Source organism: Sphingobium cupriresistens, assembly GCF_004152865.1.
GTDB classification, from domain to species: Bacteria; Pseudomonadota; Alphaproteobacteria; order Sphingomonadales; family Sphingomonadaceae; genus Sphingobium; species Sphingobium cupriresistens.
On the sequence record NZ_SEOO01000146.1, the window covers coordinates 1 to 626 of the forward strand.

At 63.9% G+C, this 626-nt stretch carries 1 protein-coding gene; it reads left to right on the plus strand.

Annotation, left to right across the window (positions count from 1 at the left end; genetic code table 11):
• The coding region (locus EWH12_RS22040) for a DUF4198 domain-containing protein (protein ID WP_129927828.1) at positions 1 to 626 on the plus strand (626 nt) is incomplete at both ends.

The window sequence follows — 626 nt, forward strand, 5'->3', positions numbered from 1 at the left end:
CGCCAGTTGGCGCTGATCTATGGCGTGGGCGCGGACGATCTGGACGCGGTCAAGCGGCTGCCGCTGGTCAAGACCGTCACCGGCTATGACAGCGACTGGGCGCCGGTGGCCACCTCTCTTCGCGCCGCCGGGGCAATCCCGGTGGTGGACAGCGACGAGCCGGTCGCGGCCGTTGCCGCGATCATGGACTATGGCTATTGGAGCAAGACGCCCGATGGCGAATGGCACAATAAGGGCCGCGACGCGGTGCCCACCGCCACGCTGGCCGAGCATAATTTCAAATATGCGGTCCATCTGACGCAGGTGCCGACCAAGCCGGTGCCGCTGTTCGAGGGGCACATGCTTCAACTCGTCCCCGCCGACCTTGCCATCCCCCAGAAGATGGGCGAGCCGATGAAGGTGCGCGTCTATTACAAGGGCAAGCCTGTCGCCGGCGCCACCGTCATGCAGGATTATGTCAACGATCCCGACGAAGTCGCCCCGGCCAAGACCGGCGCTGATGGCACCGCCACGATCAAGCTGCGCAATCAGGGCATCAATGTGCTGATGGCGATCTATGTCGGCCAGACGACCGACAAGAAGGTCGATCATGAGGAATATCGCGCCTCGCTGTCCTTCGTCCTCCC